Annotated in this window: 5 protein-coding genes and 1 tRNA gene; 1 reads left to right on the forward strand and 5 read right to left on the reverse strand. The window is 72.2% G+C overall.

The window, feature by feature from the left end; all coding sequences use genetic code 11:
• Positions 1-115: 115 nt before the first annotated feature.
• The 3 genes from BFN01_RS14355 to BFN01_RS14365 all read right to left on the reverse strand — a co-directional run bounded on the left by BFN01_RS14355 (position 116) and on the right by BFN01_RS14365 (position 4,892).
• Positions 116-2,911 (reverse strand): multicopper oxidase domain-containing protein, encoded by a 2,796-nt coding sequence (locus BFN01_RS14355; RefSeq protein WP_071645009.1) that lies wholly within the window; start codon positions 2,909-2,911, stop codon positions 116-118.
• Complete coding sequence (locus BFN01_RS14360) at positions 2,908-4,017, reverse strand: hypothetical protein (RefSeq protein WP_071645010.1); 1,110 nt, start codon at positions 4,015-4,017, stop codon at positions 2,908-2,910. Before BFN01_RS14360 ends, BFN01_RS14355 begins: the two co-directional genes overlap by 4 nt.
• Positions 4,018-4,235: 218 nt before the next feature.
• A complete protein-coding gene (locus tag BFN01_RS14365; protein WP_083428845.1) occupies positions 4,236-4,892 on the reverse strand; it encodes a hypothetical protein in 657 nt (218 codons plus the stop codon).
• Between the two features lie 59 nt (positions 4,893-4,951).
• Between BFN01_RS14365 and BFN01_RS14370 the strand changes: the two genes are divergently transcribed.
• Positions 4,952-5,269, forward strand: coding sequence for a DUF2249 domain-containing protein (locus BFN01_RS14370; RefSeq protein WP_071645011.1), 318 nt, complete (start codon positions 4,952-4,954; stop codon positions 5,267-5,269).
• A gap of 72 nt (positions 5,270-5,341) precedes the next feature.
• Here BFN01_RS14370 and BFN01_RS14375 read toward each other — a convergent pair.
• A tRNA-Tyr gene (locus BFN01_RS14375) sits at positions 5,342-5,422 on the reverse strand.
• An 86-nt stretch (positions 5,423-5,508) separates the two neighbouring features.
• Positions 5,509-6,414, reverse strand: coding sequence for a PfkB family carbohydrate kinase (locus BFN01_RS14380; protein WP_071645012.1), 906 nt, complete (start codon positions 6,412-6,414; stop codon positions 5,509-5,511).
• Between the last annotated feature and the right edge of the window lie 68 nt (positions 6,415-6,482).

A 6,482-nucleotide genomic window follows, 5' to 3' on the forward strand; every position in this document is an offset into this window, starting at 1 on the left:
AGACAGCTCCAGATGTCGGACCGATCACGGGGAAACGGACGACCGTTGGAGTGTCGGCCCCCGATTCGTCAGTCACCCCGCGCGACCGAGCGGCGGGCGGCGGCGGGCGGTGCGGCTATTCGTCCACCGCGAACAGGCCGTGTGCTCCCCGTTCGGCGTCGATCATGAGGTGCGATACGAACGGGTACGTGCCCTTCTCGGGGAAGCTGAGCTCGACGAAGCCGCCCTGGGCCGGCTGCAGCGCCAGCGCCTGCGAACCGGTGTCGGTCGCGTGGTCCAGCAGATACGCGCCCTCGGCCCACACCGTGTCGAACTGGCCTCCGATCACGTGGAAGCTGCTGGGGCGCTCGATCCCGGCATCCAGAACCCAGATGCGCACCCGCTCGCCGACCCGCGCCGGCAGGGGCGCGTAGTCGTACTGGTTCGCGTACCCGTTGAAGGTGACGAGGTCGGGGTTGCGCGTCGCGATGCGGTCGGGGTCGACCGTGCCCCCGTCGTGGTCGCCGAGATAGTACTCGCCCTGCACGAGCACGTAGCTGCGGTCGACCGCAGCCAGCCCTGCGGGCTCGATCACCACGGCGCCGTACATGCCGTTGGCGATGTGCGTGCTCATGGGCATGGTCGAGCAGTGGTACATCCAGATCCCGGCGCGCGTGGCGGTGAACGTGTACGTCAGGCTCTCGCCGGGCGGGATGGTGCGCATCGGCCGGTCGGGCGCAAGCGAGCCGGCGTGGAAGTCGATGGAGTGACCCATCGTGCCCTTGTTCTCGAGCGTGATGACGAACCGGTCGCCGACCCTGCCGTGCAGCACAGGCCCCGGCGCGGTGCCGTTGTACGTCCACAGCGTCTGGGTCACGCCCGGCGCGACCTCGCGCTTCTCGTCGCGGACGGTGAGGGTCAGCTCGCGGGTGATCGGAGAATCGGATGCCGGAAGCGCGGGCAGCTCGGCATCGATCGGGTCGAAGCCGGGGCCGGGCTCTGCCATGAGGTCGGGAGCGGTCGACGACCCGGTGGCCGTGCCGCCGCCCATGTGGCCCATGCCGTGCGCACCGGCATCCGGACTCGCACCGGCATCCGGACTCGCACCGGAGGCGGCTTCAGAGCCGGTCGCGACGATCTGCAGAGTCATGCCCATCTGCCGATGCCCGAGGATCGAGCACCAGCCGTCGAGATCCGCGGTGATCACGCCGACGTCGATGGTCTCCTTCTCGCCGGGTGCCAGGCGGCCGCCGGCAATGCCGTTGGCGAACACCAGATCGTGCACCTGCTCGTCGTCGGTGTTGGTCACCTCGATCACCAGCCGGGTGCCCGCGGGCACCTCGATGCGGTCGGGCGTGAAGCGCATGTTCGCCGCCTCGACCTGCACGGTCTGCACCGGAGCATCCGCCGCCCCGACCGGAGCCGCACCCCAGCCGAGCCCGACCGGATCGGCCGCCGCGAGGCCCGCCGCGACGAGGACGACCGACAGCAGACCCGCGACCGCCTGCCCCGAACGGCGTCCCGGCGGCTGAGCACCCTCGGGCACGATCGGCCCGTGCCTGCGCGACAGACCGCCGTCGGGCAGACCGCCGTCGGGTCGGCCGCCGTCGGTCAGACCGGCCGCGGCCTGGCCGGCCGCGCGCCGGCCGCCGCCGGGCCGGCCGATCGCGGGCAGACCCCCGTCGGGGCGGTCGATCGTGGGCAGACCCCCGTCGGGCAGACCGGGCGCGGCCTTCGCCCGTCGCTGCGCGCGCATCGCGCGCCACATCACCACGAGGAACGACGCCATCGCCACCAGGTACATGATCGATGCGGCCACGCGCATCAGGCTCGACACCGGCAGCGCGCAGACGGCGAGCGCAGCGTTGGCGACGGTGACGCGCAGAATCCCTGCCGCGTCGAATCCGGCCGTGCCGACGCGCACGGGCGTGGGGCCTCCGCCGAGCACGACGGGAACGAGATAGCTCAGCGCGCCGACGAGCACCTGCACTGCGAATCCCGCGGCGAGATAGGGCACGACCTGACCGAAGAGCGCGTCGAGCGCCTCGAAGCCGCCGCCGTCGACAGCGGCGACGATCGCGCCGACGGCCACCGCGGCGACGGCGCCCGCCCACCACAGCATGGCGGCTGCCGCCGACAGGGCGGCGAAGCTGCGCGGCGCCTTCTGACGCGCGGCGCGGAACAGCGAGAAGAAGATGATGCCGAGCCCCACGAGGTACGCGCCGAGCCCGGCGGCCACGGCGACGAGCTGCTCGAGGGCGGCACCGGTCGCCGCGACCACGACGGCCCCGGCGAGGACGGGCAGGGCGCGGGATGCCCCGGCCGCAGCCCCCTCATCGGCCCGGGTGCGCAGAATGGTGGGCCACAGCGTGACGACCGTGCCTGCGACCGTGAGGCCGATCCAGCCCAGCACGTTGATCAGGGCGTGGGCGACGACGAGGTTCGACGCGGCATCGCCGCGGGCGAGCCACGCGCCGAGGGCGGCGCCGATCGCCAGCAGCGCCGCGGAGGCGATGTAGTACCGGATGGTGCGACCGAACCGGCCCGGCATGCTGCCGCGCATGCGGCGCACCAGCGTCGCCGCGTGCCAGGTGACCGCCACGATCAGCGCCGCGGCGCCCGCCACGGTGACCGCCCAGATGCCGCTCAGCACGCCGGTGATCACGAGCGCGGCGGCACCGTTCGACAGGATCAGCCGGATGCTCTGGCGCCGGCGGTCAACGTCGGTCGCCGCGCGGCGCAGCAGCGCGAACGAGAAGTACTGACTCCACACGAGGATCGCGTGCGTGACGGCGCCGAGCAGCAGCAGGTGGATCATGAGCCAGCCGGGCATGGGCAGCGCGCGGTGCGCGAGAGCGGCGATCACCGTGAGCAGCAGCCACAGCACCGTAGGGATGTCGCGCATAGGCCAGAATCCGCGGTTCTTCGTCATCGTGCGCCTCCCTCACGTGCGGCGGCATCGCCGGATGCGGGTGCTGCGACCGCGGGAGCCTTGCTCCGCACCGCGCCGCCCAGCACCGCACTGCCCACCGCCGTCAGCACGAAGAGCAGCAGAGCGATGACGCCGAGGACTCCCCCGATGCGCCACGCCACCGGCATCCCGAGCCCGTCGCCGAACCAGACCCGCACGACGAGCGCCACCTGCAGCAGCGCGATCGGCGCCCAGAACGCGGGGCGGTACGGCAGGGCGATGCGCAGCACGGCGGGCAGGATCGTCGTAGCGTGCGCCATGATCATCGAGAACGTGTAGCCGAGGAAGATCGCGTGGATCACCGCGTCGTAGGCGGGTTGCGCCTGCGGCGCTCCGAGCAGCAGCACCAGCCCGGCGACCGCGAGCCAGACGTACCCGGCGAGGATGCACGCGGCCATGTACCGCGTCACGCCCGTGGCGCGGATCGTGCGGCGCGCGACATCGTGGGCGACCAGCCAGCCGGTCAGCGAGAGCAACGCGAGACCGAGCAGGATGGCGCCGGTGTCGGGGAAGACGAGTCCGACGACGAGCGCGGCGGTCACCGCCCAGCCGTGCACGAGAAGCCGGATGCCGGCCTGCGGCCCCATCGTGATGCGCGCGAGCTCGACGCGTTCGGCGGCGATGGTCAGCACGAGGAATCCGATCAGCCACGGGATCACGCGCGTCATCGTGTCCTGGCCGATCCAGATCAGCGCTCCCGAGAGCGCGAGGCCCGAGGCGAGCAGCTGGGTGAGCAGCGCGTGGTCGTACTGGCGGCGCCACAGCGGGATGTAGAGCAGAAGGACGGATGCCGTGCCCGCGGCGAGCACGATCTTGGCGATGGCCAGCGGCACGGCCGGGACGACGAGCAGCATGCCGCCGACACCGAGCAGGGCCGGCGCGACGTAGCCGAGCGGGCGCGCGAGAGCAGTGGCTCGTTCGAGGCTGATCAGCGTGCCCACGAAGCCGAGCACGAGAAGCATGCCGTGTACGGCGGGCAGGCGCTCGGCGGTGACCGGCGCCGGCAGGCCGAGCAGCAGCAGGCCCGCGTCGAGCCCGGCGAGCAGGGCGAGGCCGGCCGGCAGCATCCACAACATCCGGAACCCGGGCCGGCGGCCGCGTGCCGCGGGTCGGCGTCCGCGTGCCGCGCTGTGCGAACCGCGTCCCGCGCTGTGTGAGAAACCCCGCTCTGCGTGGGAAACCACACGCGGGGCGGTGGCTCTCGCAGAATCCGGTTTCTCGACGGCCGGGCGCGAGGCCGGCGAGCTTGGGGCGGCCGGGAGCGAGGAGGCCGGACGCGGGGTGGTCACGATGCCGTCCGCAGGTGCAGAGCGCAGGCGCCGTCGGCCTGGAACGGCAGCAGCGTGGCATCCGCCGTCGCATCGCGGGAGCGCAGGATGCCGGCGATCATCCCCTCGTGCACCGCGCAGACCACCTCGGCGCGGCGAGCCGCAGCCGACAGCAGAGGGCAGCGGTGCAGCCGGATCCCGTCGCCGTCGTCGACCGGCGCGAAGCCCTGCTCGCGCATCACGTCGATGACCATCGTGCGGGCTGCGGCCGCGGCATCCAGATGCTGGGCAGCGACCTCCGCCCCCCACCGCTCACCCGACGCCCGGGCCTCGCCCACCGGATCGGCGGCGACGCGGGTGAGCGTGTCGGCGAGCGTGAGCGCGAGCCCGGCGTAGGGACTCACAGTGTCGGCGGGTGGTGCCTGCCACCGCCAGCCCGGGCGCCCGCGGCCCTGCACCTCGGCGCGAACCCGGCGCAGGCGTCCCTCCAGGCGCAGGCGCTCGAGGTGCTCGCGGACGGTGTTCTCGTGCAGCCGGGTGGCGGCGACGATGTCGGATGTGGATGCCGAGGTGCGCGACTCCACCTCGCGGAGGATCCGCTCGCGGGTCGACGAGTGCCGGCCGCCGTCGCCGAGGCGCGCACGCTTTTCTCCGGCCGTCTGTGCATTTTCCACGGTATCCAGTGTAATAAAATCAGCCAGGTAGCCACACCCTCGCAGAGACGGAGAAAATCATGGGAAGCATCGAGATCCACCGGTCACGCTCGGAGGCCACGACGCAGATGCCCGGCGGAACCGGATGCGCCTGCGGCGGGCACGACGAAGAGCTGCCCGAGCTCGACGCGCAGGCCATCCCGCACGCGGTGCGCCATGCGGCGATCTTCGGGGCGATCGAGTCGCTTCAGCCCGGGGCCGCCCTCGTGATCTCGGCGACGCACGACCCGGTGCCGCTGCTGACCCAGCTGCGTGGCAAGCACGGCGACACCTTCCACACCCGCTACCTCGACGAGGGCCCCGAGCGCTGGCGCATTCTCGTGCGCCACGTCGGCTGAGCCGGCGTCACCGCGGTCAGCAGCTCCGGAACGACGAAGGCCCTCGCGATGCGAGGGCCTTCGGTCAGTGTGTGGCAAGTGAGGGATTCGAACCCCCGAAGCTTACGCGGCTGATTTACAGTCAGCTCCCTTTGGCCGCTCGGGCAACTTGCCAGTGCACACCCGTCCGGCTTTCTCAGCCAACCGGGGGCGCGAAGATCAAGCATACCGGTCACCGGCGACGGTGAGAAATCGAGAGATCAGCTGCCGAACACGCCGCGCTCCGCCTCCTGCAGCGATTCCGGCGTGCGCAGCAGGCCGCCCTCCGCACGGCAGGTCGCGGCGGCGATGAGCATCGCGTCATCGAGCAGCTGCTGCCACTCGGCGTCCGTCCTCGGCTCGCCCTGCGACAGCCCCGCGGCGACGGCCGCGAGCGTCGCATCGCCCGCGCCCACGGTGTCGACCACCGGCCCGGGAAGCGACGCGATCGGGGCGCGGAAGACACCCGCGTCGGTCTCGAGCACCGCGCCGGCGGCACCCGCCGTGGCGAGCACCGCGCCCGCGCCGAGCCGCCGAAGACGGCCACGCAGCGCATCGATGTCACCGTCGTAGAGCAGGGTCGCGTCATCGGCGCCCACCTTCACCAGCTCCGCCCTGGCGGCGAGGAGCTCGAACCCGCGCACGAACTCCGCGACATCGCCCATCATGCCGCTGCGAGGGTTCGGATCGACGGCGATGCGGGCATCCTGCAGGGCGTCGACCAGCGCATCCACCTCGTCCGGCCGATCGAACGGGAAGCAGCTGATGGCGACGACATCGGCAGTCGAGATCGTCTCGCGCGCCTCGTCGCCGTACCGGATGCTACGGCCGCGGGCCGCCTCGTTGAAGGCGTACTGCGGTTCGCCGGCGGATGACCACGTCACCACCGCCCTCGACGACCCGAGCGGAGCGGGGCTGTCGATCAGCCGCACCCCGTGGTCGCGCAGGTACTCACGGATGTGCTGGCCCGCCTCGTCGTCGCCGACCATCGCGATCAGGGTCGTCTCCACGCCCAGCCGGCACAGGCCGACGGCGACGTTCAGAGCGGCTCCCCCGACCAGCTCGCGCACGCCGGACGCATCACGGATCTCATCGATCAGGGCATCCCCGATCACCACAGCAGTCATTCTGCGAGAGTACCGCGAGCGGTTCGTCAACGGCACTCCCCCGGGCGCCCGCCCCCTGCTTTCCCGCC

This window comes from Microbacterium sp. AR7-10 (genome assembly GCF_001878835.1).
GTDB lineage: Bacteria > Actinomycetota > Actinomycetes > Actinomycetales > Microbacteriaceae > Microbacterium > Microbacterium commune.